Annotated in this window: 27 protein-coding genes; 24 read left to right on the plus strand and 3 right to left on the minus strand. The window is 62.2% G+C overall.

Going from position 1 to position 23,659, the window contains the following annotated elements; translation table 11 throughout:
• Window positions 1-99 precede the first annotated feature (99 nt).
• Both PI87_RS06340 and PI87_RS28025 read right to left on the minus strand, forming a co-directional pair.
• Window positions 100-408, minus strand: a complete 309-nt coding sequence (locus PI87_RS06340; protein WP_052321425.1) for a hypothetical protein — start codon at window positions 406-408, stop codon at window positions 100-102.
• Between the two features lie 155 nt (window positions 409-563).
• A complete protein-coding gene (locus PI87_RS28025; protein ID WP_052321426.1) occupies window positions 564-1,334 on the minus strand; it encodes a S24 family peptidase in 771 nt (256 codons plus the stop codon).
• 178 nt (window positions 1,335-1,512) lie between these two features.
• Between PI87_RS28025 and PI87_RS06350 the strand changes: the two genes are divergently transcribed.
• The 19 genes from PI87_RS06350 (at window position 1,513) to PI87_RS06445 (ending at window position 18,383) form a co-directional block, all read left to right on the plus strand.
• The gene (locus PI87_RS06350) at window positions 1,513-1,800 is read left to right on the plus strand and encodes a hypothetical protein (RefSeq protein ID WP_039596821.1); all 288 of its coding nucleotides are present in this window, start codon (window positions 1,513-1,515) and stop codon (window positions 1,798-1,800) included.
• Between the two features lie 137 nt (window positions 1,801-1,937).
• Entirely contained in the window at window positions 1,938-2,363 is a 426-nt protein-coding gene (locus PI87_RS06355; RefSeq protein ID WP_039596822.1) for a hypothetical protein, read from the plus strand.
• 327 nt (window positions 2,364-2,690) lie between these two features.
• The gene (locus PI87_RS06360) at window positions 2,691-3,527 is read left to right on the plus strand and encodes a hypothetical protein (protein WP_039596823.1); all 837 of its coding nucleotides are present in this window, start codon (window positions 2,691-2,693) and stop codon (window positions 3,525-3,527) included.
• 123 nt (window positions 3,528-3,650) lie between these two features.
• Entirely contained in the window at window positions 3,651-5,183 is a 1,533-nt protein-coding gene (locus PI87_RS06365) for a tail protein (RefSeq protein WP_039596824.1), read from the plus strand.
• A gap of 62 nt (window positions 5,184-5,245) precedes the next feature.
• Entirely contained in the window at window positions 5,246-5,677 is a 432-nt protein-coding gene (locus tag PI87_RS06370) for a hypothetical protein (RefSeq protein ID WP_039596825.1), read from the plus strand.
• Window positions 5,677-6,036, plus strand: a complete 360-nt coding sequence (locus tag PI87_RS06375) for a hypothetical protein (protein WP_039596826.1) — start codon at window positions 5,677-5,679, stop codon at window positions 6,034-6,036. The genes PI87_RS06370 and PI87_RS06375 overlap by 1 nt, the downstream gene beginning before the upstream one ends.
• Window positions 6,037-6,080: 44 nt before the next feature.
• On the plus strand, window positions 6,081-6,203 hold the full coding sequence (locus PI87_RS29825; protein ID WP_269746638.1) for a hypothetical protein: 123 nt from the start codon (window positions 6,081-6,083) through the stop codon (window positions 6,201-6,203).
• 283 nt (window positions 6,204-6,486) lie between these two features.
• On the plus strand, window positions 6,487-8,754 hold the full coding sequence (locus tag PI87_RS06380) for a phage tail tape measure protein (protein WP_198139518.1): 2,268 nt from the start codon (window positions 6,487-6,489) through the stop codon (window positions 8,752-8,754).
• Between the two features lie 6 nt (window positions 8,755-8,760).
• Window positions 8,761-9,723 (plus strand): hypothetical protein, encoded by a 963-nt coding sequence (locus PI87_RS06385; RefSeq protein ID WP_039596828.1) that lies wholly within the window; start codon window positions 8,761-8,763, stop codon window positions 9,721-9,723.
• Between the two features lie 52 nt (window positions 9,724-9,775).
• Window positions 9,776-10,867 (plus strand): phage late control D family protein, encoded by a 1,092-nt coding sequence (locus PI87_RS06390; protein WP_039596829.1) that lies wholly within the window; start codon window positions 9,776-9,778, stop codon window positions 10,865-10,867.
• The gene (locus PI87_RS28030; protein ID WP_052321427.1) at window positions 10,864-11,532 is read left to right on the plus strand and encodes a phage baseplate assembly protein V; all 669 of its coding nucleotides are present in this window, start codon (window positions 10,864-10,866) and stop codon (window positions 11,530-11,532) included. Before PI87_RS06390 ends, PI87_RS28030 begins: the two co-directional genes overlap by 4 nt.
• Window positions 11,529-11,909, plus strand: a complete 381-nt coding sequence (locus tag PI87_RS06400) for a hypothetical protein (protein ID WP_052321428.1) — start codon at window positions 11,529-11,531, stop codon at window positions 11,907-11,909. The genes PI87_RS28030 and PI87_RS06400 overlap by 4 nt, the downstream gene beginning before the upstream one ends.
• A 1-nt stretch (window position 11,910) precedes the next feature.
• Window positions 11,911-13,041 (plus strand): baseplate J/gp47 family protein, encoded by a 1,131-nt coding sequence (locus PI87_RS06405; protein ID WP_039596830.1) that lies wholly within the window; start codon window positions 11,911-11,913, stop codon window positions 13,039-13,041.
• The gene (locus PI87_RS06410) at window positions 13,041-13,709 is read left to right on the plus strand and encodes a hypothetical protein (protein WP_157003087.1); all 669 of its coding nucleotides are present in this window, start codon (window positions 13,041-13,043) and stop codon (window positions 13,707-13,709) included. Before PI87_RS06405 ends, PI87_RS06410 begins: the two co-directional genes overlap by 1 nt.
• Before the next feature lie 71 nt (window positions 13,710-13,780).
• On the plus strand, window positions 13,781-16,255 hold the full coding sequence (locus PI87_RS28035; protein WP_052321429.1) for a gp53-like domain-containing protein: 2,475 nt from the start codon (window positions 13,781-13,783) through the stop codon (window positions 16,253-16,255).
• Window positions 16,256-16,454: 199 nt separating this feature from the next.
• Window positions 16,455-16,823 carry a DUF4376 domain-containing protein gene (locus PI87_RS06430; RefSeq protein ID WP_157003088.1) on the plus strand — a complete coding sequence of 123 codons (369 nt, stop codon included), beginning with the start codon at window positions 16,455-16,457 and terminating at the stop codon, window positions 16,821-16,823.
• A gap of 69 nt (window positions 16,824-16,892) precedes the next feature.
• Window positions 16,893-17,303: a hypothetical protein gene (locus PI87_RS06435; protein WP_039596831.1), complete on the plus strand. Its 411-nt coding sequence runs from the start codon at window positions 16,893-16,895 to the stop codon at window positions 17,301-17,303.
• Window positions 17,296-17,871: a glycoside hydrolase family 19 protein gene (locus PI87_RS06440; RefSeq protein WP_039596832.1), complete on the plus strand. Its 576-nt coding sequence runs from the start codon at window positions 17,296-17,298 to the stop codon at window positions 17,869-17,871. Before PI87_RS06435 ends, PI87_RS06440 begins: the two co-directional genes overlap by 8 nt.
• Complete coding sequence (locus PI87_RS06445; RefSeq protein WP_039596833.1) at window positions 17,868-18,383, plus strand: hypothetical protein; 516 nt, start codon at window positions 17,868-17,870, stop codon at window positions 18,381-18,383. The genes PI87_RS06440 and PI87_RS06445 overlap by 4 nt, the downstream gene beginning before the upstream one ends.
• An 11-nt stretch (window positions 18,384-18,394) precedes the next feature.
• Here the strand turns inward: PI87_RS06445 and PI87_RS29405 are convergent, their stop codons facing one another.
• Window positions 18,395-18,562 (minus strand): DUF6726 family protein, encoded by a 168-nt coding sequence (locus tag PI87_RS29405; protein WP_198139519.1) that lies wholly within the window; start codon window positions 18,560-18,562, stop codon window positions 18,395-18,397.
• A gap of 424 nt (window positions 18,563-18,986) precedes the next feature.
• Between PI87_RS29405 and PI87_RS06450 the strand changes: the two genes are divergently transcribed.
• The 5 genes from PI87_RS06450 to PI87_RS06475 all read left to right on the plus strand — a co-directional run bounded on the left by PI87_RS06450 (window position 18,987) and on the right by PI87_RS06475 (window position 23,659).
• Window positions 18,987-19,451 (plus strand): hypothetical protein, encoded by a 465-nt coding sequence (locus PI87_RS06450; RefSeq protein ID WP_039596834.1) that lies wholly within the window; start codon window positions 18,987-18,989, stop codon window positions 19,449-19,451.
• A gap of 134 nt (window positions 19,452-19,585) precedes the next feature.
• On the plus strand, window positions 19,586-19,903 hold the full coding sequence (locus PI87_RS06455; protein ID WP_039596835.1) for a hypothetical protein: 318 nt from the start codon (window positions 19,586-19,588) through the stop codon (window positions 19,901-19,903).
• A gap of 70 nt (window positions 19,904-19,973) precedes the next feature.
• On the plus strand, window positions 19,974-20,639 hold the full coding sequence (locus tag PI87_RS06460; protein WP_084209906.1) for a DUF1345 domain-containing protein: 666 nt from the start codon (window positions 19,974-19,976) through the stop codon (window positions 20,637-20,639).
• Complete coding sequence (locus PI87_RS06465) at window positions 20,636-21,661, plus strand: AI-2E family transporter (RefSeq protein ID WP_039596836.1); 1,026 nt, start codon at window positions 20,636-20,638, stop codon at window positions 21,659-21,661. Before PI87_RS06460 ends, PI87_RS06465 begins: the two co-directional genes overlap by 4 nt.
• A gap of 753 nt (window positions 21,662-22,414) precedes the next feature.
• On the plus strand, window positions 22,415-23,659 hold the full coding sequence (locus PI87_RS06475; protein ID WP_039596838.1) for an MFS transporter: 1,245 nt from the start codon (window positions 22,415-22,417) through the stop codon (window positions 23,657-23,659).

Consider the following 23,659-nt stretch of genomic DNA (forward strand, 5'->3'; position numbering starts at 1 on the left):
GGTGCGCGAGCGCGCGTAGCGCAACACCAAACAGGGCGATGACGATCAACAGATCGATGCGCCGGCGGCCCAGCCAGCCGCGACGGTCGCGATGCAGCATCACGCTGCCAGCGCCAAAGCGCCGTTGCGGTACCACGTACGCTCGCCGATGTCGGCCGTGTCGATGGCAGCATCGGCCAGTGCCGCTTCTTCTGCGACCGCCTGCTTGATGTCGCGCAGGAACTGGCCCAGCAGCTCACGCCCCAGCGAGGCCATGGCCGGGTCGCCCAGGTCGTTACGCAGCAGGGTGGCGGCGATGGGTGCCATGTAAATGTGTGTGTCATCCAGGCCGCGGTCAGCGCAATACATGTCGTCGGCAATCAGGGCCTGGCAGACCAGGCGCTCCATCGGCGTGCTCGCGTTGACCATTGTGCTCCCCTCGCGCTGTTGGTCTCGATATTTTAGATGTTTCTAATAAAATGTCAAGATACTTCTAAATGTTTGTGTTTAGAACGTTGCGAGCACCCAAAAGAAAACCCGCCGAAGCGGGTTTGCATGTGTTGGGGAAGCGGGTACGGGTGCGCTCAGAAATCGCCCATGCCCGACCGGTATTTGACCCGGCCAACGATGTCGATGTGCTCGAGCTGCTCAGGAGCAACCATGAACGGATCGTGTTTCTCCTTGTTGTCGCTGACCACGCGGATCGATCCGTCGGGCAGGCGGAACAGGCGCTTGACCAGCATCTCGCCACAGTAGACCAGGGCAAACACGCCGCCCCCGGTGGGGATGCGGCGGTCGGCCTTGTCGACTACGACCGTGTCGTCGTCAAACAGGCGCGGCTCCATGCTGTCGCCGCGCACCTTGACTGCCACCAGGTTCTTGGGGCTCGCATCCAGCCGGCGGATGTAGTCGGCCTGGAACGGCAGCGGCTCTTTCTCTTCAACGTGCCAGGTCTCACGGCCGTTGCCGGCGGACAGTGTCACATCCACATGTGTGATCAGGATGGTCGACTCCGTTGGCAGTTCATCCAGGCTGTCATACGTGGTGATGGGGCGGGCAGGAAAGCCCTTGCTGTGCGCCGATACGGGGGCGCCATCATCCACGCCGCCCACGGCGTCTGCGGCCGCCTCGGAGAACGGCGCGTCCATCGTGCGGTCTGGAAATCCCAGCTTCTTCTCCAGCCGGCGCGCAGCGATATCACCAATGCTGCGGCCGTCCTGATAGGTGCGCGACAGGAACTGGGCCACCTGTGAACGCGAGTACCCGTACTGGCGCTCGAACTCGGCGCGATCGCCATTGACGAGGGTTTGGATCCAGTGGGCAAGCCACTGGCGGCGGTTGTCGTAGATGTCCATGGGGCGCATTAGAGCAAGAAATTTCTAATCCGTGGGTTAGAAGTGTCTTGACATCGTAGTTTAGAATAATCTAAATTACAACCCATCGACCCGCCTCCAACCCGCTTCCTGGGCTGCCGGGCCGAACCGAATCTCGTTCAATCCGCGCAGCGATGTGCGCCGACAGGAGCCTCTTCCCATGACCGTCACCGAAACTTCAATGGATGCCTTTCGACGTGGCCGTACGACGTCGACCGCCAAGCTGCAGTGCGATCGCATTGCCGACTACGTGGCCCGCGCCGGCACCGCCACGATTGCTGAGATTGCGCTGGCGCTGCGCATTGAGAAGTCCAGCGTCTCTGCCCGCCGCAGCGAGCTGATCGCGGCCAAGCGGCTGGAACTGGCCGAGGAGCGCAAGTGCAGCGCCACGGGCCGCTGGGTGCAATCCGTGCGCGTGGCGCCCGTGCAAGTGCGCCTGTTTCAGTAGGCGCGCGTCACGTCCTTGCGTCGCTGGCAGTGAGCACAGCGACAGCCAGGGCACGACGTTCAACGATATCTACCGCTGTGATGGGCGCTGCCATCTCACGGCAATCAACAAGCACTGAACCAACGAGGAAATGGGATATGGGAATTGAAGACCGTCTGGACAACTGGGGCCGCGTGGTGCGTGACCCGAGCTGGCAACCGCAGTACTGCGCATCGTGGGCACGCCTGGCGGTTGCCATGCGCGATGCCGATAGTGGCGCCCCACAAGCCATCGTCACCATCGACGTGAATGATGGCTGGCTGGTGGAGCGCGCGTGGCAGAAGATTGCCGACCCGGTTGCGAAGCGTCTGCTGCAGTATCACTACGTGCATCGCATGCCTGCGGAGATGGTGTGCCGCATCCTCGTGCGCAAGTACGGCGCATCGCCGCACACGCTCAAGCACTGGAAGGTGCGTCTTGCGAAGGCGCAGTCGATCATGTCGCACGTCATTGATTCAGAGGTTGCACGCGTGCAGATGATGAAGGCCGTGCGCGCCGCTGCGGCAGTGCCGATGGTTGCCTGAAAATTTTTTTCGCAGACCCCTTGCACGGTTTATATCCCCTTCGTATTCTGTTTCCCAGATGTTCGATTGCCCTCGCGGCGTAACCGGTTCAGACCGAGACATGCACCCCACTGGGGTGCATTGACTTACCCAGACGAAGCGAAGATGCGCTGAAGAAATGCCCGCCACTGAGCGGGCTTTTTTGTTTCTCCGCGTCGCTTACGTACATGCAACACCTGCCTCGATGTCACTGCACGGTGACGACCTGATCGAGGTGATCTCACTTCTTGATGCAACTCACTCGATCGATCGCGCCTCGCCGCGCGCATTGATGAAGGCGCTTGTCTTATGGCAGACCTCTCTGATGTTTCCAACGCACTCGTCGCGCTCGTCACGGGTGTGGTCTATCCGAACGGCACCAGCCAACCGTCGATCACGGGCAACCCCGTACTGGTGTATAGCGGCTGGCCCAACATGACGCAGTTGAAGACAGACCTGCAGGCCAACAAGGCGCACGTGTCGGTCTTCCCGACCAAGAGCCACCAGCGGCACAAGAGCACGGCGTTCTCTGACTGGACGGTGTCTGCACCGCCGGCCAACACGCTGGCACTGAGCCTGGCCGGGCAGACCGTCATGGTGAACGGCACCGTCAGCATGCCGCAGAACGTCGTGTTGCTCGTGGATGGGCGCGTGTATGTCTACGCCGTGCAGGCCAGCGATACACCCGCGAGCATTGCAACGGCGGTTGCCGCACTGGTGGCGGTAGACCAGCCGGCGAGCGCGACGGGCGCGTCGATCACGATTCCGGGCGCGACCTACATCTCGCCGCGTGTAGGGGGGATCGGCACTGTGCAGCGCGAGACGCGCCGGCAGGAGCGCACGTTCCTCATCTCCACATGGGCGAATGGCGCTGCGCCGCGCGACCTCATCACTGGCAAGGTCGATGCGGTGCTGTCGGGCCTCGTGCGCCTGACGCTGCCCGACCAGGGGGCCGCGCTGCGCTACAAGCTTGGGCTGCAGCACGATGACTCGACCAACCTGATCTACCGGCGGGACCTGCGCTATGCCGTTGAGTACGCGACCATCGTGACCGAAACGGCCTACCAGATCGCCACCGGTGTGGAGAACGTGACGGCCGGTGCGTCGATGGGCGCGCAGTTTCCCGTCCGCACGCTGGTGGAGTAAGTGATGGGCTGAACAGCCCAGCGTATTTGCAGTAGCAGTTCACCAACCCGTGCCGCCCTCTGGGCGGCTTTTTCATGTGTGGCCGCCTTCGCGCGGCTTTTTTTGTTTTCCTTGGAGGCAAGCATGCCGATCGTTCAGCAGGGCAGCATCAATACCACTGCTCTCATCGTTCCGGACCTGTACGTCCAGATTGTTCCGCCGCAGGTCACCCTGCTCAATGGTGTGCCGACCAACGTGCTCGGCGTGGTCGGTACCGCCACGTGGGGCCCAGTCAACTCGCCGACCATCATCGGCAACATGGCCATGTATGCCCAGGCATTCGGCGCGATCCAGAATCGCACGTATGACATGGGCACCGCCGTGGCCGTGGCTGTCCAGCAAGGCGCCAACAACTTCCGCTGCGTGCGCGTGACCGACGGCACCGACACCGCGGCCACCGTGATCGCACAGACCAACGGCATCACGTTCACCGCCAAGTACACGGGTTCGCTGGGCAACACCGTCACGGTGGCGCTGTCTGCAGGCTCTGCAGCCAACACGTGGAAGGTGACCGTGGCCGCGCCCGCATTGGCACCGGAAGTGTTCGACAACATTGGCGCGGGCCAGACCGGCAATGCGCTGTGGGTGGCCATCGCCAACGCCATCAACAACGGCGTGAGCGTCATGCGCGGCGCCTCGCAGATCATCACCGCTAGCGCAGGCGCCGGCACGACCGCACCGACGGCTGCCACGCTCACCCTGACGGGCGGCACCGACGGTGCGGCCACCATCAACGGTGCCGTGCTGCTCGGCCAGGACGCTGTGCCGCGCAAGGGCATGTATGCGCTGCGCAACCAGGGCGTGTCGATCGCCATGCTGGCCGACTGCGCTGATGCCACCACGTGGCCGACGCAGGTTGCCTTCGGTCTGTCGGAAGGCATCTACATGATCGGCGTGAGCCCGAGCGGCGACACCATCGCCAACGCCGTGACCGCCAAGAGCACCGGCGGCATCGATTCGTATGCCTTCAAGCTGCTCTTCGGCGACTGGGTGTACTGGCTCGATACCGTGAACGGCGTGACGCGCCTGGTCTCGCCGCAAGGTTTCGTGGCGGGTCTGCTGGCCAACCTGTCGCCGCAGAACAGCAGCCTGAACAAGCAGATCTATGGTGTGGTCGGCACGCAGAAGACGTTTGCCAACCAGAGCTACAGCTCGGCCGAACTGCAGACGCTGATCCAGGCCGGCATTGATGTGGTCACCAACCCGGTGCCGGGCGGTGCCTACTTCGGTTGCCGCGCGGGTCACAACACCAGCTCGAACGCGCTCACGCAGGGTGACAACTACACGCGCATGACCAACTACATCGCCAGCACCATCAATGCGGGCATGGGCAAGTACGTTGGCCAGTTGCAGTCGGCCACGGTGCGCGCGCAGGCCGCGGCCACGTTGTCGAACTTCCTGAGCTCGATGGAGCAGCAGGGCATGATCGGCGCGGTCAACGGCGGTCCGGCGTACTCGGTACAGATCGATGCGAACAACAACCCGATGAACCGCGTCGCGCTGGGCTACATGCAGGCCGACGTGAAGGTGGTCTACCTGTCGGTTATCGAGAAGTTCCTGGTGAACGTGGAAGGCTCGCAAGCCACCGTGATCCGGACCTCGACCAACAACCAGTAACACGCTACTCAATCAACCCTTCGGCTCCGCAATGCGCGGGGCTTTTTTTTTTGGAGAACACTATGCCGATTCAAGGCTATACCGTCGGCCGCGACTACGCGCTGGTCATCCAGACTGCAGGCGGCACGCTGCAACCGAGCAAGATCACCGCTTTCAAGAGCAAGCAGGATGTGACCGACGTGCGCGTCAAGCGCCTGGACGGCATCACCGACCACGTGCGCTTCTTCGATGGCTGGTCGGGTTCGTTTGACGTGGAGCGCCAGGATGCCACGCTCGACAACTATTTCGCGCAACTCGAAGCGGGCTACTACGCCGGCTTCAACGAGCTGGGCGCGCAGATCTACGAAACGATCCAGGAAGCCAACGGCTCGGTCTCGCAGTTCCGCTACGACGGGGTGATGATGACGCTGGCTGACGCCGGCAACCGCGCGGGCGACGCCACTATCAAGCAATCCGTCAACTTCGTGGCCTCGCGCCGCGTCAAGGTGTCCTGATGACCAACGTGACCATCACTCCCTCTGAACAGATCATCAAGGCCGCCGCGAAAGAGGTGGTGGTTGATGACGCGCTCGGCCGCAAGATCACGCTGCGCAAGCCAAGTCCGCTGGGCAACCTGGACTTTGCGAAGGCCGCCGGCAGCAGCGAACTCAACATGCTGTATCTGGCGGAGGTGGCGCACCTCAAGTTCGTCTCGGCCATCGATGGCGAACCGGTGCTCACGCCTTCCACTGAGGCACAACTGCGTGCCCTGTATCAGCGCTTGGGCGAAGAGGGTAACGAAGCCGCGCAGCGCGGCGTGGCGGCCAGCTTCATCCAGACGGCCGAGCCGGAGTCCGAGCTAAAAAACTCCTGACGAACGGCCCGTTTCACGAGGCAATGTGGCTCGTGCATAACGGTGTGCCGTTCGACGTGGCGTTTTCTCTGGACGACACCATGCGCCAGGCGATGGCCATCAAATGCAGCGAATTTCATGGCGCGGAGTTTGACTTGAAGACGATGTCTTTCAAGGAGCGCGAATGAATCTTTCGCTTGCGGAGATGGTGCATCGCTTGGGCGGGCTGGTGGCTGCCATCGGCACCACCCCCAGCCAAGCGGTCGTCCTGGGATTGGGCACTGGCGCGCGCTGACGGCGTGCAGAAGAGGGTGGGCGATGCGGTGGCGGCGGCGCTGGCGGGCCGCCCTATCGCACACGCCCACACGTGAGATCGGTGGCCTCAACAGATGAACAAGGATTCCTATGAGCCTCGATGCTTACAAGATCGGGATACGGATTGCGCTGGTGGATAGCGCCTCGCGCGGGTTGATGGAGATCGCCACGCGGCTCGAGGCAATCGACAAGAACGCAGAGAAAGTCGAGACCCGACTACAGAAGATCAAGAAGCTGGCCGATACCGGCGATGCCCTGGCCAAGGCTGGCAAAGAAACTGCCTTGATGTGGAAGGACGAACTGGATGCGGCGTCGAAGTATCACACCGTGCTTGAGCGCATCAGCTTGCTTCAGCCCGGTTCGCTTGCAGCCAATGACAGGTTCATCAAGAGCCTGGAGGTCAAGGGCCAGTCCTATACCGACCTTGCCAGCCTCTATGGTGGCGCGCAGACCATTCTGCAGGATTCAACCCAGGCGCAGCAGGTTACCGAGATGCTGGCGCAGATGAAATCGGGGCTGATGGCCGCAACGGGCTCGAAGGATGGGGCGAAGTTTGAGGAACTGGTGCTCTCTGCGTTGAAGGTGGCGCAGATGCGTGACGGGGTGATCGACCCCAACACCGGCAAGATCGACACGCAGAAAGTGCGAGAGACGCTGGATGCGGTAACGAATAGCTACCTGGTCAGCAACGGCAAGGTCGAGCCGAAGGACTACCAGGAGGCGGTGCAGTCCGGCAAGCTCTCGACGAAGTTCACACAAACCGAGGCCGCATTCTTCGGGCTGAAGCAGTTCATGCAGAGCGCGGGTGCTTCCAACACCAGCGTCGCCGCGATGACCACGCTCCAGGGCTGGACCTCGGGGAAGATGTCGCCGACCGCGGTGCGTGAGCTGGAGCGGGTCAAGCTGCTGGACCACAAGGCCGTGCATCGTGACAAGTCCGGTCACATTGTCGGCGTGGACGCGACTGGCATGGCGCGTTCGCAAGAGTTTGCGGCCAACCCGTTCAAGTATGTGGCCGACGTGATTGTGCCCGCGCTGCAGAAGCAGGGGTACACGGGGGATCGTCTCAACACGAAGCTGGAAGCCATTCTGGGGGCGAAAGACGCCAGCCTCGCGAACGTGCTGCTTCACGAGCAGGACCGTGCCGGCAAGTACCTTCAGAACCGCAGTCAGGCGGGTGGCGTTTCCCAGACCTATGAAAAGGCAAACGAGGGACATGACGCCAAGTTGAAGGACTATGAAGCCAAGGTCACCAATCTGAAGATCACGCTCGGCGAGAATATCTTGCCGTTGGCGATTGCCGGCTTGGAGAAGTTCAGTCACCTTATCGAGAAAATCACGAAGCTTGCGCAGGAGCATCCTGAGGTAGCGAAGGGGGTCATGCTCGCAGTCACGGGATTGACGCTCTTCAAGAAGCTGTTGCCAGTATTGGTGCCTCCTGCGGGCGGTGGTGGCTCGGGCAAGGGCTCACCGTGCGATTGCCTGAAGCTGGGTGAGTCGATCGCGCGCAAGCCGCTTCGCAAGCTGGGCGGGGCGCTCGGCTCGCGCGTGAAGCGGATGAGTAAAGCGGGGATGTCGGCACTCCGCAAGGGGGCGGAGTGGGGCAGGAGATTGGTCCGCAACGTGGCGAACCGTGGTCGCTCGCTCGCAAATGGGGTGCGATCGGTGGGGCGCCGCGCAGGCACCATGGCGAAGTCGCTGGGGAAAAGTACGGTGTCAGCGCTCCGTACCGGTGCAGGCTGGGGCAGGACGCTGGTTCGCAACATGGCCAGCAGAGGCCGTTCGCTTGCAACAGGGGTGCGGTTGGTTGGGCGCAATGCCGGCACGATGGTGAAGGCGCTGGGGGCAACCGGCGTGTCGGTGCTTCGCAAGGGCGCTGGCTTGGGGCGGGGGCTCTTGAGTACCGCGGGGGCTTTGGCCAAGTCGCCGTTGAAAGGCGTACTGGGCGCTGTGGGCGCCCTGGTCAAGTCACCCGTGGCGCGTACAGCGTTACGGTTTGCCGGACCGGTTGGTTTGGCGGTCAACGCGATCGACACAGCTTGGCAAGTCGGCAAGACCGCCTATCAGGTCGGCAGTTGGGCAAACACCAACCTCATCAACCCGCTGGCGGAGCGTATGAGCGGTGTCAAAGGTGCAACGCTCGGCACCTATCTGTACGACCTGCTGCACCCGGGTGAAGGCAAGAAGCTCACGAGTCCTCCCACCACACCCTACTCGAACGAAGGTCACAACCGCAGCCCGGTGGTCGGCAGCTCCGTCAAGATCGCAGATCAGAAGCCCGTCATCCTCAAGGGTGACGTGACGATGGACGGCCGCTCGGTCGGGCAAGTGGTGTGGAAGCAGATCAACGGCAACCTCGCACGGCCGCAAACCGGTTCCAGCAGTTTCAACACCGGCATGCAACTGATGCCTTCTGGACTTTGACCAACCATGTCTGATTTTGCTCTCAAGCTTGGGAGGTTCCAGTTCAAGGATCTGGAGATTCCCGAAAGCCTCTCGTTTGGCGGTACGCAAAAGCTGGCCATGCATGACCTGGTGGGCGGCACGCGCGTGATCGACTCAATGGGGGCGTTCTGCGCGCCCGTCGAGTGGTCTGGCTGGCTGCTCGGTGAGGATGCATTGGCTCGCGCGCGTGACTTGGATGACCTGCGCGTGCGCGGCTCATCGCTACTACTGCAATGGTCCGAGATCTACTACGCCGTGGTGATTCGCGAGTTCCGGGCGGATTTCCAGCGCTTCTACAAGATCCCCTACAAGATCGCGTGCGAGGTGACCAGTGACCTGTCGAAATTCGCAGGCAAGGATGAAGACCAGAGTATCGACAACCAGATCAAGAGCGATGCCGCAGCCGTCACCGATATGGTCGCCTCCATTGGCGACAGCGCGCTGTCGGGCCTGATGGACTCGGCCAACGCGGCGATCGACAACGTTGCCAGCTTTGCCAACGCAGCGCAGTCGACGCTCAGCAACGTGCTGCAACAGGTCACCGCGGTCCGCAATCGTGCGCAGACGCTGGTCGCGTCCGCAAACAATGCACTGACGACGGTGACGACGCTGGGCGGCATCCTGCCGAACAACCCGGTCTCGCAACAGGTGGCCAAGCTCAATGGGCAGATCAGCTCAGCACTGAGCTTGCCTGTTCTGGTTCAGCTCGATCGCGTTGCCGGCCGAATGCAAGCGAACATCACCTCGACCTACACGAGCGCCAAGCAAGTCGTGGTTGCCGGCGGCAACCTGATGCAGTTGGCCGTCAAGGAATACAACGATGCGATGGCGTGGACTGGCCTGGCAAAGGCCAATCCGCAACTCATGGGTGACCCGCAGGTGCAGGGCATCCAGACGCTGACGATTCCGCCTAACAAGGACAACGTGGGCGGCCTGATGAACCCTTAGCTCCGCAGTTTCACCAACTGGACGGCCCCGCACTGCGGGGCCTTTTTCTTCTATGAGCCTGAACAAACTACCCGTGGTGCCGCAGGTGAGGCAACCACGCACGATCGTGAGGGTCAACGGCGAGCGTGTGCCGGCCTGTGTGAGCTGGTCGGTGCAGAACAACTCGTATGCGCAGGCCGATACGTTTCAGCTCACGCTGGCCATGGGTGGCCTGCCACCCGACCGCGACGCGAACTGGTTCTCCAGCCAGCGGGAGCTGCTGGTCGAGATCTTTGCCGGCTTTCCGCAGGATCCGCTGCAGTACGACGAGACCAATCTGCTAACGCTGATCTACGGCCGCGTTGATAGCGTCGAGTGCGATCCGGTTGTGGCGCAACTGACACTGAGCGGCCGGGACCTGACCGCACTGTTCATCGATGCGAAGGTGACCGTGCAGTTCCAGAACCAGACCGCATCGGAAGTGGCTGAAACGCTGGCAACGGGACATGGCTTAGAGATCGCCGGTAGCGCGACGAAGAACCCGGTGGGCAAGCTGTATGCGCGTGATCAGGTCAGCATGACGGACCAGCGCAGTGAATGGGACCTGCTTGCTGCGATGGCCCTTGCTGAAGGGTTCGTCTGCTATGTCACTGGCAAGACGCTGTACTTCGGCCCGCGTGCACCCGCGTCGGCTGAGCCCTATGAGTTGCGCTGGGGGCGTGATGACAAGGGCAACCCGGCGGCCAATGTGGCCAGTCTGCAGTTGTCGCGTGACCTGACGGTTGCAAAAGGCGTAACGGTCGAGGCGCGCTCGTGGCACCAGAAGCAGAGCAAGCCGTTTGTTGCCCGGTATAGCAACGAGGCCGATGGCGGTAAGGGCCGCAAGCCCACCCACACCGTTGAGCGCAACGGCCTCGACCAGGCTGGCGTCAAGCGCCTGGCCAAGCAGAAGCACGACGAGGTGGCGCAGCACGAGATGAAACTGCATGCGCGTCTGCCCGCCGATCACGTCCTCACGCAAACCGACACCATCCGCCTGACCGGCACCGGCACGAAGTTCGACCAGGACTACCTCATCGACAGCATCACGCGCAGCATGAGCCTGGGTGAAGGCTACGTGATGGAGATCTCGGCCAAAGACATCAACAGGGACACCAGCAAATGATCCAACAGCTCCGCAACCAGATGGTGCTCGCTGCGATGATGGCGCAGTCGAATCGCGCAGAGAATCGCATGGGCATCGTCACCAGCTACGACGCGGGCACGGCATCTGCGCGCGTACGCCTCCAACCCGAAGACCCCGCCGACCCAGCGCGCTCGCTGACCGGCTGGATGCCCGTTGCCTCTGCCTGGGTCGGCAATGGCTGGGGCATCGATGCGCCGGTCAGCCCGGGCGATCAGGTGGAGGTGCAGTTCCTCGGCGGCGATGTTGAGAACGGCTACATCTGCGCACGCCTGTTCAGTGATCAAGCGCGGCCGACTGGCGCGCAATCCGGTGAGTTCTTTCTCTCGCACGCGTCGGGTTCCAAGCTGCAGTTCCACAACGACGGCACGGTCACGCTCATCAGTGCGGGCACGCTCACCAGCCAGGCGCCGCAGTGGAACCACAGCGGCCCGGTGCAGATCGACGGCACGCTGCTGGTGACGCAAACCATCACCGGTCAGGCCGGCATGGCGGTGTCAGGCAACAACGGCACCGGCAACTCGATGAGCATCAGCGGCAACACGCAGTTCAGTGGGCGGGTGTCGGCCAATGGCCATCCGATCGACGAAACGCACCGCCACACGGGCGTGCAGTCCGGCCCCAGCACAACGGGGAGCGTGGCATGACCCAGCAACTCTTGAACGACGTGAACCACTGGGTGGGCGACGATATTGGTGTCTCGCCCACGGGTGATCTGGGACTTGCCAGTGCGGACCTGCGTACGCAGCAACGCATTGTGCGACGCCTGGTGACCAATCCTGGTGACTACCTTTTTCATACCGACTACGGCGCGGGCCTGCCGCAGCGGATTGGGCAGACGCTCGACATCGCTGCGTTGCGCGGCCTCATCCGCACGCAGACGGCGCTGGAGGCTGGCGTCGCACAGACGCCCGAGCCGCAGGTGGATGTGACTGCCATCACGGGCGGTGTGAGCGTGCGCATTCTGTACTCCAGCTCGATCACGCGCGAGCCGGTATCCCTTCAATTCAATGTGAGCAAGTGATATGTCCATTCAGACGCAAGACTGGGTGACGCTCGTGCGCAACCAGGTAACGGCCATCCAGGGCTATGCCAAGGTGTTGGTCGATCTGACTGTGGGGTCGGTGCTGCGCGCTGTGGTCGAAGCCAACGCCGCGGTGACAGTCTGGCTGCAGGGTTTGATCCTGCAAGTCATGGCGATCACGCGGGCATCGACATCAAGCGGTGCCGATCTCGATTCGTGGATGGCCGACTTCGGCCTCAGTCGCCTGGCCGCAGTGCCGGCCACAGGCACGGTCACGTTCTCGCGCTTCACGACCACGCAGCAGGTGCTGGTGCCGCTCACGGCGGTGGTGCAGACGGGTGACGGTACGCAGCAGTTCAACGTGACCGTCGATACGACCAACCCCGCCTACAACGCTCTACTGGGCGGCTACGTGATCCCAGCGGGCGCTGCCAGCGTGGTCGTGCCGGTGCAGGCGGTCGTACCCGGTGTTGCGGGCAACGCGGTGGCTGGCGCGGTTTCCACCATCGTGGGGGCCATCGTTGGCGTGGATACGGTGACCAACGCTGCCACCTTCACCAACGGCGCCGATGCCGAGCCCGACGGTGCCTTCCGCTCGCGGTTCATCGCCTACGTGGCCAGCCTGTCGAAGGCGACCAAGACCGCTATCGGTTCGGCCATTGCCAGCATCAAGCAAGGCCTGACGTACGTGATCCTGGAGAACCAGACGTATGCGGGGCTGCAGCAGAACGGTACGTTCATCGTGATCGTGGATGACGGCAGCGGTTCACCCTCATCCGCGCTGCTCTCCAGCGTGAGCAACGCGGTGGATGCAGTTCGACCACTGACCAGCACGTTTTATGTGTATGGCCCGGTGGTCGTCAACGCCACGGTGGCGATGAACATCGCAACCGCAGCGGGCTACACGCACCAGGTCATCACGGCACAGGTACAGACAGCCCTGATGAACTACGTCAACAGCTTGCCGCTGGGTACCACGCTTGCATATTCACGGCTGGCACAGGTGGCGTATGACGCGTCGCCCGGGGTGATCAACGTCACGAGCATGCTGCTCAACGGCGGCACGACAGACTTGCCGGCCACCAACCTGCAGGTCATCAAGACCACGCTCAACTCCATCACGGTGTCGTAATGGCAACAGGTGATCAACAAGACATCTTTGCGCGCATCCGTGGCTATCTGCCGCGCTGGTTTGGGGATGTAGCGCAATCCCCGGTGCTGAATGCGTTGCTGCAGGGGCTGGCCTATAGCGGTGCCTACGTCTACAGCCTGTATGCCTATGCAAAGCTGCAGACGCGTATCAGGACGGCGTCCGATGGCTGGCTCGACATGATCGCGGCAGACTATTTCGGCACGTCGATCCAGCGCAGGACCGGCCAGTCGGACGCTTCGTTTCGCGCCAACATCATCGCCAACGTGCTTCGTGAACGCGGCACGCGCAACGCCATCGTGCGGGTGCTGACAGACCTGACCGGCCGCGCACCGATCGTGATCGAACCCAACTGCCCGGCCGACTGCGGCGCCTATGACGCTCCCAACAGCGGCTACGGCATGGCTGGCGCATACGGACAGGTCTCGCTGACCTACCAGGCGTTCGTGCAGGCGTATCGGCCGTTTGGCAGCGGCATCCCGAATGTAGCCGGCTACAGCACCGTCACCACCGGCTACAGCGTGCCGTCGCAGGGCGAGTACACCGATCTCTCGATGAGCAGCAACACTGTGTCGGATGCCGACATCTACGCCGCCATTGAATCGGTGCGGCCGGCTGCTTCCATCGTCTGGACGCGCATCAGTTCCTAGGCGCACGCGTTTTCTTTCTTCACCACCGACAGCCCGGCAGCACGCCGGGCTTTTTCATTTGGAGAACAGTCTTGGATCGTCAGATTGTCTACAGCGGCCAGGTGCCGCAAACTACGGACCTGCTCAATACCAACAAGCAGACCATGATCGCGCTGGCCAAGCTGTGCGCCGATCTGTTTGGCACGTCCACCGTGGTCTCGGGCCTGAACTGCGTGCCCACCTCGCCTGCCTCGATGAGCGTGAACATCAACCCGGGGCAGATCTACCAGCAGGCCAACCTTGATGGCACGCCTTATAGCGCACTGCCACAAGACACCGCGCATAGCCTGCTGAAGCAAGGCATCTTGATGGACGCGCAGTCCTTCACGCTCACGGCTCCCGCCACGACCGGCTACAGCCAGAACTACCTGATCCAGGCGGCCTACCTGGACAACGACATCGGCAATGTCGTGCTGCCGTACTACAACAGCGCGAATCCGTCGCAGGCGTTCAATGGGCCGGGTGGCAGCGGTGCCTCGCAGCCGACTACGCGTGCCGGGCAGGTGTCGTTGCAGCTTGTCGCCGGCACGGCCGCACCTACCAACACACAGATCACGCCAGCGGTGACGGCGGGGTACGTGGGGCTGGCGGTCATCACGGTTGCCAACGGGCAAGGCACGGTGACGAACGCGAGCATTGTGCCTTACCCGAATGTGCCGACGGCGCCAGTTGGCGGCTTGCTTGCTGCGGTGGGTGAGCGCTATTCCAGCATTCAGAACGTTGCGGTCTCAAGCGTGCTGACCACGGCTGCACTCGGCGCGCTGGTGAACGTGACGTCCACCGGGCAGACCATCACGCTGCCGCCCGCTGCCAACTGCCCGAATGGCACAAGCATCTGCGTGACCTACATGCAAGCCAGCGGATCGGCCACTGTCACGCGCAACGGCGCCGATACGCTTGCATTTGGACAAGGCAACGGTGGCAACAGCCTTGTGCTCAATCCGGGCGAGGCGGTGCAGTTCGTGTCGAACGGCGTGAATGGTTGGGTGAGTGCCGGGCAGACGTTGACCACGGGGGTGACGCCAGCACAGTTTGATAGCAGCACGAAGTTGGCGACGACGCAGTTTGTGCAACGGGCGCTGGGCAATCGTCAAATGATGGCGGCATACAGCACGAACCAAACGCTTACCGTGGCTCAGGCGGGGATGGCACTGCAGTACTACGGACCAGATGGTGGTACGTGGACACTGCCGTCCTCCACAGCCACGCCAAACGGGTCTGTCTTTGAGATTCTGAACAGCGGTGGGGGCAAGCTGTATGTGCAGGTTGCTGGCGGTAGTGACCGAATCTCTGTCGGTTCGGCTGGCGTTGTCACGTCCATCACCTTGCAGCAAGGTGATTCCCTCACATTGCTGTCCAGCGCAGGCTCTTACTTCTACGCCATGGGCGGGACCGGCATCATGCAGTGGGCTGCAACGCTCGGGGTTAGTGCTCCGCAGTTCGACAACAACACGAAGTTGGCCACGACGCAGTTTGTGCAGCGCGCACTGGGCAATTTTCAGAATTTCAACGGCTACACGACCTCACAAACGCTGACCGCGGCTCAAGCGGGAAATGTGATCAATTTTTGGGGTGGTTCCGCCGCGACATTCACATTGCCAGCTTGTTCAAGCTTGCCGGCTGGTGGCGCGTTTCTGTTCAACAACAGTGGAAGTGCTCCACTGACGGTCACACGAGCTGGCTCGGATAGCGTGCTGAACGGTGGTAACAGCATGGTTCTGTCTGCTGGTGATAGTTTGTTGATCGTCGCTGTTCCCCCGAACCAATGGGTTGCAACAGGCGGTAGCGCGCAGTTGCCGTATGCATCTGTGATGTCAGGTGCCAACTGGACCACGGCGCCCCAGTTCGATAGCAGTACGAAGCTGGCAACGACGGCTTTCGTCAAGACTGCAGGGTTGCAGTTTGCTGACTACGTGGGATTTGCCACCAGCTCGACGTTGCCCCCTTCAATCTGCGGAAAGACGGTCACAGTTGTCGGCAACAACATCACGTTGACGCTGCCCTTGCTGTCATCGGTGCCGATTGGTTCGACCATCACTTTTCATCCAGCGGGTGCGTCGGGAACCGTAGTTCAGCGTCAGGGTTCCGACACTATCTATGGAGGAGGCGGGTTTGTCGCTTCGCTTCCATTAAGTGGAACTGATTCAATCACGCTGCTTGCCTCAACAAGCTCTTGGCTTCCGATTTCTGGCTCAGGGCAAACGCAGTTTTCGTCTTTGTTTAAGGCACAGTTGAGTTCGACAGGCGGCTATCAAAAGCTGCCTAGCGGGTTGATCCTGCAATGGGGCCAACAGGGTGTAAACACATCCGCCACCGTCACGTTTCCGATTGCATTCCCGATCAGTGTTTCCGCTGCATGGGCAACTGCATACCTCAATAACGGAGAAGTGCCGGGGTCTCAGGCCCTCGCTGGCGCCGAAATCACCAGTACGACGACCTCGACAATGAAGATCAACTGTAGCAACCCGGGGGTCCGTCTTTGCGGATGGGTTGCCATTGGATACTAAGGAGATGGTTATGTTCTTCGCAAAATCCACCGGCGGTTTTTATGATTCTGCCGTTCATGGCTCAAATATTCCAGCTGACGCTGTTGACGAAGCCAATTGGTCAATAACACATGCGCAGTTGATGGAAGCGCAAACAGCAGGGAAGGCCATTACGTCAGATGCTGACGGCAAGCCAATTGCCGTTGATCCGACCTCGCTCATGACCTTGAGTCAAGTGCGGACAGCGCAGGCCGCCAAGGCCAGCACTGCGTGCGGTGCCGCATTGATCACCGGCTTCACCTCATCCGCACTCGGTACGGCACACACCTACCCATCGCAAGACGGTGACCAGCGGAACCTGCAATGCGCAGTCAGCGCAGCCGCCATCGCCTCACCAAACTGGACCACCCCCATCTGGTGTGCCGATGGCGATACCTGGTCATTCACCTCGCACACCGCCGCCCAAGTCCAGCAAGTCAACGCAGACTGGCTCGCACATCGCGTCGCTGCCCAGCAAAAGTACGCTGACCTGATCGCCAAGATCAACGCCGCAACCAGCATCGCAGACGTGCAGGCCATTGACTGGTAGGCACCGTCGTCTCAGCAGCAAAGCCCGCCTTCGCGCGGGCTTTTTCTTTTTTCATTCCGGGGGGAAACCATGTCTGAACCCATCAGCGGCAGCGCCGTTGCGGGGGCGGCGGGCGCAGCGGCCTTCAAGGCGCTTGGCGGATCCGCAGCCGTGGCGGGCGGCGCAAGCGCACTCGCCACCATCGTTGTGATGGTGATGACGTTGCCACGCGCACGCGGCGAGTGGGCGGTCGCGCTCATCTCCACTGTCATCGCCAGCGTGGGCGGCGGCGCCACCGTTATCCAGTACTTCGGGGTGGCGCATTGGATCGGCTCGGCCAACGGCGCTATGGCACTCGGCGGCATCTATTTCGTCTGCGGCCTGCCGGGCTGGGCGATCGTGCGCTGGGTCTTCAACTTCATCAACAAGCGGCGCGATGCCGACCTGGCCGAGGTCGTCGACGACGTACGCGAATCCCTGCACAAGGCAAATCATGGCTGAACCTCTTCTGACCGCTGCGCAACTGCGCACCGTCATGCCCAACGCCGGCACGCGTGCCGATGTGTTCGCGCCCATCCTTGCCGACGTTCTCCTGTTTCGTCAGATCAACACGCCCGCGCGCATTGCCGCGTTTCTGGCGCAGGTCGGGCACGAATCGGGGCAACTGCGCTATGTGCGTGAGCTGTGGGGGCCGACGCCCGCACAGCGCGGCTACGAGGGCCGTGCAGACCTGGGCAATACGCAGCCCGGTGACGGCAAGCGTTTCCTGGGCCGTGGCTTGATCCAGATTACGGGCCGCGCCAACTACCGCGTCTGCGGCATGGCGTTGGGGCTGGATCTGGAAGCGCAGCCCGAGCTGCTCGAACAGCCTGTGCATGCAGCTGCATCGGCCGCATGGTTCTGGCTACGCGGCGGGCTCAACCGCTTTGCCGATCAGGACACCGATGTCGCCTTTGTGGAGCTGACCCGCCGCATCAATGGCGGCACCAACGGCATCAATGACCGGCGCGCACTGTGGTCACGTGCGCGGGCCGTTCTTGCAGCCAGTGTGGGAGTCGTCACGCCATGAGCTTGCTCGATCCCCGCTTGTGGGGCAGCGCCATCTTGGCGTTGGCTCTGGCGTTTGGCCTGGGTTATGGCGCGGGCGATCTGCATCGCATCCGCGTGGAGCAGGCAGAAGCCCTCAAGCGTCAGGTTGCCGCCGCCAAGACCGAGACCCGCCAGGCTGAAGTGACCGCTCAGGTTGCTGACCAGTCCGCGCAGGCGCAGACCCAGATCCAGACGGTCTTTCGAGACCGCATCCTTTACCGCGATCGCGAGGTACCCCATGAAGTCGTTGTGCACGACGATGCTGCTTGCCGCATCCCTGGCCGCTTTGTCGGCATGTGGAACTCCGCCAATCACGCCGAGCTTCCCACCACCACCAGCCTCCTTGATGAAGCCCCCAGCGGCGTTGTCCTCTCTGACGTTGAAGCCCAGCACGAGCGTGAAGCCGAAGCTTTCCACGCCAACGCCCAGCAACTGAAGGATCTGCAGGATTGGGTGGCGCGGCAGGCGGGTATCGCTAGCGCGCCGGAGTGATGCGGAGGGGCTCAGTCAATGATGTCCGCGCAGGCATCGGTGGGGGCTGCGGCCACATGCCCCACCAGTGGCACCATCTTCAGCCCAGCCGAGGCGACACGGCAGGGCGCGGCCACCACGCCGCAGCCGGAGAGGAATGCAGCACCAAGTAGGGCAATGGCCAGCAGAAGGCGTTTCATCGTGGGTTGGGCAAAGGGGTGAAAGCGAATGCCGCGGAGTGTGACATAGGCCCGCCCACAAACCTGTGCGTGTTTGTATCCGGAAATGACAATCTGTGGCGCGTGTGTGTGATTGGTGCGACGCACGAAGGTGCAGCAATCCGAAGCGTTCGGTCGGCGTACAAAGCTGACTTTTGCTGAAAAAGTCACGACTTGGATTTGCGCAAACAATCCGGCAATCCCTTGCTGCAGGCCGCAAAGTCAGTGTTCGTGCGGGTTTTCCCGTAATTTCGAATATCGCAACAATAAATTGTCTGTCGCGACATTTATTGTCTGAACAGGCTCGCCTACGATGACTCCATCGAATGCGGCGCCGCAGCGAAATAGTCCAAGAGAAACACCGGATACCTGCCCGACGCGCTGCGCCCATCCCGGAGAAGACATCATGAAAGCCCAACGCACCCTGATTGCAGCCCTGATCGCCCTGGCAACCGTGCCCGCCCTGGCTGCTGCGAAGTTCGACGTGTACACCCAAGGCGCCGCAGCCGGCCAACGTTTCGACGTCTATACGCAAGGCGCGAAGGCAGGCAGCAAGTTCGACCCGTACACCGAAGGCGCAAAGGTGGGCGACAAGTTTGATGTGTACAGCCAAGGCGCACTGGCTCGTGCTGGCAAGTTCGATACGTACACGGAAGGTGCCAAGGCAGGCAGCAAGTTTGACCCGTACACTGAAGGCGCACTGGCTCGTGCTGGCAAGTTCGATACGTACACGGAAGGTGCCAAGGCAGGCAGCAAGTTTGATCCGTACACCGAAGGCGCACTGGCTCGTGCAGGCAAGTTCGACACCTACACCGAAGGTGCCAAGGTTGGCGACAAGTTCAACACGTACACCGACGGTGCCAACGCCTGAGGTTGCAGCTGGCGCGAAGGCGCCTGCCATACGTGATTCACAGAACGCCCGCACGATGCGGGCGTTTTTGTTTTGTAGCGAACCGATATAGTGTCCGCGCGTCTCACTAGCATTTCACGCTTGGAACTCCCTCGATGATCCGTGCCCGCCGCCCCGTTCGCACCGCCCGTTCAGCAGCCTGTATCGCTCTGGCTGCGGCGGCCACGATGCTGGCCGGCTGTGCCACCTTCGTGACGCCTGGCCCGTTCCAGATCACCGTGCGCGATACAGATGACACGGTGCTTGAGCAGTTCGAGTTCCAAGCCAGCTCGTCGGACTCGCTAGACATCGCGATGGTCGGCATGTGCCGCGTCTATCCGGAAGCCATCATCACTGCTGAGCAACTGAAGACCCACGAGCGTGTGCAGGAGAAGTGCAAGCGTTCGTTCGCGTTGATTTTGACGACGTCTTGAATGTGGCGCTGGGCGCTCAGGCTGGAGCGGCTACCATGTCGCCTTGCCTGAACGCACACAAGAGGCCCACGTGAACCCGCAGGACGAGTCCTTTCCGATCCCCCGATTCGCCTCGACGCGGCCGCGTTTGCTCGGGGCGTTCACGCTGGGCATTGTTGTTGCTGTGCTGATACCGGCGGCGCACGGTTGGCTGACACGCGCGCTGCTCGGCTGGGATGCCGCGGTGTGGACGTATCTGGTGCTGGTCTCGGTGATGATGCTGAAGGCCAACCCGCGCCGCATCCGCGCTGTGGCACGCCGTGAGGATGAGCGCGCCTCGGCGGTGCTGGCGGTGGTCTGCCTGGGCGTGGTGGCCAGCATGGTGGCGATTGTCTTTGAGCTGGTGACGGCCAAGTCGGCCGGGCACGCACAGGCTTGGCACTACGCGTTGACCGGCGTGACGGTGGTGGGTGCCTGGCTGATGGTGCCGATGATGTTCACCGTGCACTACGCGCATCTGTACTACCGCGTGCCGAACGAGCCGACGCTGGTGTTTCCCGACCGTGAGATCGAGCCCGATTACTGGGATTTTCTCTACTTCTCCTTTACGATCGCGGTCGCCAGCCAGACGGCCGACGTTGCCATCCGCTCGCGCGCCATGCGCCGGGCGGTGCTCGGGCAGTCGCTGCTGTCGTTCTTCTTCAATACGAGCATCCTCGCGCTCTCCATCAACATCGCTGCCGGCCTGTTCTCATGACGAAGCTTCCTCTGCCCATGCACTCCCGCACTATTGATACCGTCAGCTACGTGCTGGTGGTCGCCATGATCGCGGCTGTGCTGTGGCTGCATCTGCTGCCGGCGGCCATTGCCGGTTTCCTCGTCTACGCGTTGGCACGCAAGCTGGAGGCGCGCCTGCGTGAGCGGCGCACGCTGTCCAAGAGCGCCAAGGCGATCGCAGTGAGCGGTGTATTCCTGATCGCGGCGCTGATTCTTGCCGGGCTGGGCATCGGGATCGGCCGCCTGGTCGAGCACGGCCATGGGCTCGAAGGTATGCTCACGCGCCTTGCCGACGTGCTCGACAACCTGCGTGAATCCTTGCCGGCGGCGGTGGTCGACTATGTTCCGCAGTCGGTCTCTGAGCTGCGTGGGCAGCTTGTCGAGATGATCAAGGAGCACGGCCATCAGGTGTCGACCATTGGCATCGACGGGTTGCGTGCCAGCGCCCTGATGCTGGTTGGGCTGATCCTGGGGGCGATGGTGGCGTGGTCCGATACACCTGACCCGTCACGCCACAAGCCGCTGGCCGCAGCGCTGCTGAACCGGCTGGGGCGGCTCACCGCAGCGTTTGAGGCTGTGGTGTTTGCGCAGGTGAAGATATCCGCGCTCAACACGGCGCTGGCAGCCATCTACCTGCTGGGGGCGCTGCCGCTGTTCGGGCAGCACGTGCCGTATTCCAAGTCGCTGATCCTGCTGACCTTCGTGGCCGGGCTGATTCCGGTGGCGGGCAACCTGATTTCCAACACGGCCATCGTGCTGATGAGCGTGACGGCATCGCTGGAGCTGGCGGTGGCGTCGCTCGTCTTCCTGGTGGTGGTGCACAAGCTCGAGTACTTCGTGAATGCGCGCATCATCGGCAGCCGCATCGATGCGCGCGCGTGGGAACTGATCCTCGCGCTGATCGTGATGGAAGCACTGTTTGGGGTGGGCGGCGTGATTGCCGCGCCGGTGCTGTATGCCTACATGAAGCGCGAACTGACGGATGCCGGGCTGATCGGCTGAGGCGTTTGTTCCGGGGTGATCCGCCAGCGCCCCCGCGCTGACGGCATCGGTAGAAAAGAGCGCGCCCTACGGGACGAGGGGCGCGCAATAACTCGCCGACCGAGAGACGTCAGCGAGCCGAGGGTCGGTACACGGGGAGGCGATGGCGGGCGACGGATGCATGGCGTTGCCGGTCACGTCCACGGCTTCGGAGGTAACGAAGCAGCAGACGACGCGGTCGTCGAGCAAGGCCTGATAGAAGAGGTCTCCCATCGCGCGGCAGTGCGTTCCCGTTATCAGGATCTTCATGGCTTCCCCTCCCATGGCTGGTCAGTGTGCGGCGGCCAAGTCTTTTGGGGCGCCGGTCACCGATTCGGTATGCAGATCGTGCACATGCGCTGGCTGGTTGTGCTGCGCATGCGCCGGGTCCGTCTGGCTGTCAGTGCTGGCGCTTGTTGCGTGTCTTGCGTCGTACTGCAGTCCATGCTGGCGAGTATAGAAAGCGCCTCCTGACGGGCCATGCTACGAACGGAGGAGCCTCGTGCACGAAAATGGCTAACAGGTTAGCTGTCTGCCGAGGCAAGCGCGGCGCGGGTTTGCGGGAAATCAGGGGGTGTTTTGGGTGAAGCGGCACGGTGTGCGGTGACGCTTCTGCCCGGACAATAATTTGTCTGTTTCGCGCTAATCATTGTCGAATTTGCGGTAACGAGCCTGCACCGTTTGGGCGCATGATGGAGCGCTCCTCGCTTGTGTTCCTTTCTTCGCAAAAACCTCATGCAAACCACCGCAAACGGCACGGCCGCCGCGTCTGGCACCCCCGCCATGCAGGCCGACAAGACCGGCTTTGGCGTGATCGGCGCCATCAGCTTCGCGCACTTCCTCAACGACATGATGCAGTCGTTGATCCTGGCGATCTATCCGCTGCTCAAGGGCAACTTCCACCTCGATTTCTCGCAGATCGGGCTGATCACGCTCACGTACCAGATCACGGCATCGCTGCTGCAGCCGATGGTCGGGCTCTATACCGACAAGCACCCGAAGCCGTATTCGCTGGCGGTGGGCATGGGTTTCACGCTGGTGGGGCTGGTGCTGCTGTCGGTGGCGCCCAACTTTGGCACGGTGCTGTTGGCGGCGGCACTGGTGGGCACGGGCTCGTCAATCTTCCATCCGGAATCGTCACGCGTGGCGCGCATGGCATCGGGCGGGCGACATGGCCTGGCGCAATCGCTGTTTCAGGTGGGCGGCAATGCGGGTAGCGCGATGGGCCCGCTGCTTGCCGCGGCCATCATCATGCCGTATGGGCAGCACAGCCTGGCATGGTTCTCGATTGCCGCGCTCGTCGCTATCTTCGTGCTCTACCAGGTGGGCGGCTGGTACAAGCGTGAGCGCGCTGCGGGCCACGCTCGCCGCACGGGTGGCCGCGCACATTCGGCAGTCAAGCTGACAGGCGGTCAGGTGACATTTGCGATGACGCTGCTGGTCGTGCTGCTGTTCTCCAAGTACTTCTATCTGGCGAGCCTGAACAGCTACTACACGTTCTACCTGATCACCAAGTTCCACCTGTCGGCGCAGACCTCGCAACTGTTCCTGTTCCTCTTCCTGTTCTCGGTGGCGGTGGGCACGATTGTGGGCGGCCCGATTGGTGACCGCGTGGGCCGCAAGGTCGTGATCTGGGTGTCGATCCTGGGTGTGGCGCCGTTCACGCTGATGCTGCCGTACGCCAACCTGTTCTGGACGGCGGTGCTGACGGTGATCATCGGGCTGGTGCTGGCCTCTGCGTTCTCGGCCATCCTCGTGTATGCGCAGGAGCTGATTCCCGGCAAGGTGGGGATGGTGTCGGGCCTGTTCTTCGGGTTTGCGTTCGGGCTGGGCGGGATTGGCGCGGCAGTGCTCGGCAAACTGGCGGATGCCACCGACATCTACAACGTCTACCACCTCTGCTCGTTCTTGCCGCTCATCGGCCTGTTGACGGTGTTCCTGCCGGACATCGAGCGCAAGCAGCGCCTGCAGACGGCGTGA

Origin of the sequence: Ralstonia sp. A12, assembly GCF_000801955.1 — a bacterium.
In the GTDB taxonomy this organism is placed as follows: Bacteria; Pseudomonadota; Gammaproteobacteria; order Burkholderiales; family Burkholderiaceae; genus Ralstonia.

Excerpts from the sequence above, each read along its gene's own strand:
- PI87_RS06340 (WP_052321425.1), bottom strand. The coding sequence starts at position 408 with ATGGTCAACGCGAGCACGCCGATGGAGCGCCTGGTCTGCCAGGCCCTG.
- PI87_RS28025 (WP_052321426.1), bottom strand. The coding sequence starts at position 1,334 with ATGGACATCTACGACAACCGCCGCCAGTGGCTTGCCCACTGGATCCAA.
- PI87_RS06350 (WP_039596821.1), top strand. The coding sequence starts at position 1,513 with ATGACCGTCACCGAAACTTCAATGGATGCCTTTCGACGTGGCCGTACG.
- PI87_RS06355 (WP_039596822.1), top strand. The coding sequence starts at position 1,938 with ATGGGAATTGAAGACCGTCTGGACAACTGGGGCCGCGTGGTGCGTGAC.
- PI87_RS06360 (WP_039596823.1), top strand. The coding sequence starts at position 2,691 with ATGGCAGACCTCTCTGATGTTTCCAACGCACTCGTCGCGCTCGTCACG.
- PI87_RS06365 (WP_039596824.1), top strand. The coding sequence starts at position 3,651 with ATGCCGATCGTTCAGCAGGGCAGCATCAATACCACTGCTCTCATCGTT.
- PI87_RS06370 (WP_039596825.1), top strand. The coding sequence starts at position 5,246 with ATGCCGATTCAAGGCTATACCGTCGGCCGCGACTACGCGCTGGTCATC.
- PI87_RS06375 (WP_039596826.1), top strand. The coding sequence starts at position 5,677 with ATGACCAACGTGACCATCACTCCCTCTGAACAGATCATCAAGGCCGCC.
- PI87_RS06380 (WP_198139518.1), top strand. The coding sequence starts at position 6,487 with ATGGAGATCGCCACGCGGCTCGAGGCAATCGACAAGAACGCAGAGAAA.
- PI87_RS06385 (WP_039596828.1), top strand. The coding sequence starts at position 8,761 with ATGTCTGATTTTGCTCTCAAGCTTGGGAGGTTCCAGTTCAAGGATCTG.
- PI87_RS06390 (WP_039596829.1), top strand. The coding sequence starts at position 9,776 with ATGAGCCTGAACAAACTACCCGTGGTGCCGCAGGTGAGGCAACCACGC.
- PI87_RS28030 (WP_052321427.1), top strand. The coding sequence starts at position 10,864 with ATGATCCAACAGCTCCGCAACCAGATGGTGCTCGCTGCGATGATGGCG.
- PI87_RS06400 (WP_052321428.1), top strand. The coding sequence starts at position 11,529 with ATGACCCAGCAACTCTTGAACGACGTGAACCACTGGGTGGGCGACGAT.
- PI87_RS06405 (WP_039596830.1), top strand. The coding sequence starts at position 11,911 with ATGTCCATTCAGACGCAAGACTGGGTGACGCTCGTGCGCAACCAGGTA.
- PI87_RS06410 (WP_157003087.1), top strand. The coding sequence starts at position 13,041 with ATGGCAACAGGTGATCAACAAGACATCTTTGCGCGCATCCGTGGCTAT.
- PI87_RS06430 (WP_157003088.1), top strand. The coding sequence starts at position 16,455 with ATGACCTTGAGTCAAGTGCGGACAGCGCAGGCCGCCAAGGCCAGCACT.
- PI87_RS06435 (WP_039596831.1), top strand. The coding sequence starts at position 16,893 with ATGTCTGAACCCATCAGCGGCAGCGCCGTTGCGGGGGCGGCGGGCGCA.
- PI87_RS06440 (WP_039596832.1), top strand. The coding sequence starts at position 17,296 with ATGGCTGAACCTCTTCTGACCGCTGCGCAACTGCGCACCGTCATGCCC.
- PI87_RS06445 (WP_039596833.1), top strand. The coding sequence starts at position 17,868 with ATGAGCTTGCTCGATCCCCGCTTGTGGGGCAGCGCCATCTTGGCGTTG.
- PI87_RS29405 (WP_198139519.1), bottom strand. The coding sequence starts at position 18,562 with ATGAAACGCCTTCTGCTGGCCATTGCCCTACTTGGTGCTGCATTCCTC.
- PI87_RS06450 (WP_039596834.1), top strand. The coding sequence starts at position 18,987 with ATGAAAGCCCAACGCACCCTGATTGCAGCCCTGATCGCCCTGGCAACC.
- PI87_RS06455 (WP_039596835.1), top strand. The coding sequence starts at position 19,586 with ATGATCCGTGCCCGCCGCCCCGTTCGCACCGCCCGTTCAGCAGCCTGT.
- PI87_RS06465 (WP_039596836.1), top strand. The coding sequence starts at position 20,636 with ATGACGAAGCTTCCTCTGCCCATGCACTCCCGCACTATTGATACCGTC.
- PI87_RS06475 (WP_039596838.1), top strand. The coding sequence starts at position 22,415 with ATGCAAACCACCGCAAACGGCACGGCCGCCGCGTCTGGCACCCCCGCC.